At 59.9% G+C, this 2,150-nt stretch carries 2 protein-coding genes; both read right to left on the bottom strand.

The window, feature by feature from the left end; translation table 11 throughout:
- Window positions 1–1,747: PQQ-dependent sugar dehydrogenase (locus VGK48_03410; protein HEY2380210.1), on the bottom strand; the 1,747-nt coding region annotated here is incomplete at its 3' end.
- A 109-nt stretch (window positions 1,748–1,856) separates the two neighbouring features.
- The coding region (locus VGK48_03405) for an MBL fold metallo-hydrolase (protein ID HEY2380209.1) at window positions 1,857–2,150 on the bottom strand (294 nt) is incomplete at its 5' end.

The raw sequence follows: 2,150 nt of genomic DNA, 5'->3' as shown, positions 1-2,150 counted from the left end.
GCAAACATTCCGCCCGACTGTGAAAATGCCACGTCTGCCGGCGATGTCCGCCGGCCGCCTGCGCATCGGCGATCTCAAACGCACGATCCGCTCCTGCCGACCCCACCAGCGTGGCGTCGGTCTGAGCGTCATTCCACTGATACGCGTAGCCGTGCCAGTTCACGCCGTCGAAATGAAGGATCTGCGTTTCGATGCGGCGCCGGCTCTGCGCGTTGCCCGGCCCCATTTCCAACGACAGTGTCTTCGCCAGAACGGCGTTCGAGGGAAAGATCCACTTCACCGAACCCCAAAGGTCCTTGCCCTTGTAAACTCCTGTGGCCCCCGGAAAGGCGGCGAACCGCTCCGCAGCGGCGCCATCGCTCCAGAGTTCGGCGTTGACCGAGAACGGAACCACGCCCGACGCCGGCTTGTCTTCTTCCGTCGAGGCAAAGAGGCCGGTTTCGCTCAGTTTCCGTGGAAAGCTCGAACTGTTGTCCGGGACCGGGTTTGGTTCGAGTTGGAAAACGCCGCCGCCATAGTCCATCGCGTAGAGCTCGCCGGCATTGTCTTCACCGAAACAAACGACTTGCATCGTGCTGTTGGCCAGTTCGCGACGCCAGGTGACCTGTTTGCCGTCATGGCGAAGTCCCCAGAACTTTCCAGTCACCCAGTCGCCATAAATATAAACGCCATCGAGTTCGCGCAGTCGTTTGCCATGATAGACGCAGCCGCCCGTGATGGACGCGGCCTCGGTGTGTGGATGTGAGGTAACCGGCGGAAGAATGGGCGTCGGCCCGACTTTTCCGTTCGGTTTGACCGACTGCGGGCCTTCAACAATGCTCCAGCCATAGTTTCCGCCACGCTCAACGCGATGAATCATCTCCCACAGTTCCCAGCCCACGTCGCCGACCCACAACGCGCCCGTCTCCGGATCGAAGCTCATCCGCCATGGATTGCGGAAGCCGTAAGCCCACACTTCCGGGCGCGCCCGGGTTGTGTTCACGAACGGATTGTCCGCCGGCACGCGATACGGTCTTCCACCCCCTTCGTGGTCAACGTCAATGCGCAGCACCGACGACAACAGATCGCTGATGTCCTGGCCCGTGTTCAGCGGGTCGGGCGGATCGGGCGACGCGGTGTCTCCGGTGGAGATGTAGAGGCAACCGTCTGGCCCGAACTTGAGACAACCGCCGTTGTGCCCGCCTGAAAGCCAGGTGATGACGATCTTCTCGCTCGACGGATCAATGCGCGGCGGATCGGTCTGCGCCACGGTGAAGAGCGACACATGCGAGCCGTCCGGCAAACCATCTTTTAAAACGTAGCAGAGATAGACGAAATGGTTCGTCGCGAAGCCGGGATGAAATGCCATTCCGTAAAGCTGGGTAAATTCCGGAATACCGCTGTGCAGATCCATGACAAGGTCGGGTTGACCGACGCTGGAATCGTTCTTGAATGAAAAAATCTTTCCCGACTGTTCGGCGACAAACAGGCGGTCCATGGCCGGCGTATGTGCCAAGTCCACCGGCTCCTTGAACTTGAGCTTCGGAAAGACGCGCTTCGCGACGTAGGGCAACGGCGGGTCGGGTGAGCCGACCAGCCGTGAAGCCGTCCATGGAACACGTTTTTCGATTCCGAACGGCAGCTGGTTGTCCGGCTGCAGAATGATTTTCCACGCAGCCGCGTTTGTTTCATCCGCGGCGAAGACGGGTGAGTGGGCGAAAAAAGCGATTCCGGCGAGCAGGCACAAGCGTTCAACGGCCAATTTCATCGGCTGGTTTTCGCCCACTTATGGCGTGCTTCAGCCAGCGCCGCAAATCTTTTCACGTTGAGGCCGCCGCCAGCAAGCATTGGCGTGTGAAAGTCACCCCGGGTACTCGTCATTTATACCAATCCCGCAGCCGCACTTCCACACCGCTGTCGTTGCCGACAAGTTGCTTGAACTTTTCAGTGTCGCTGCCGCGATAATGATACGGATAAACAACCTTCGGCTTGAACGCGCGCACGGCGCCCGCGGCCTGTTCGACCGTCATCGTGTAGGGCAGGTTCATGCAGACAAACGCCACGTCGATGTTCTTCAGTGCGCGCATTTCAGGGATGTCCTCGGTGTCGCCGCTGATATAGACGCGCCTGCCCCCAAGCGTCACCACGTAGCCGTTGCCGCGGCCTTTGGT

Source organism: Terriglobia bacterium (genome assembly GCA_036496425.1).
Classification (GTDB): Bacteria; Acidobacteriota; Terriglobia; order 20CM-2-55-15; family 20CM-2-55-15; genus 20CM-2-55-15.
Note: the sequence above shows the minus strand (reverse complement) of the source record. Positions and strands in the feature narration are given on the sequence as shown.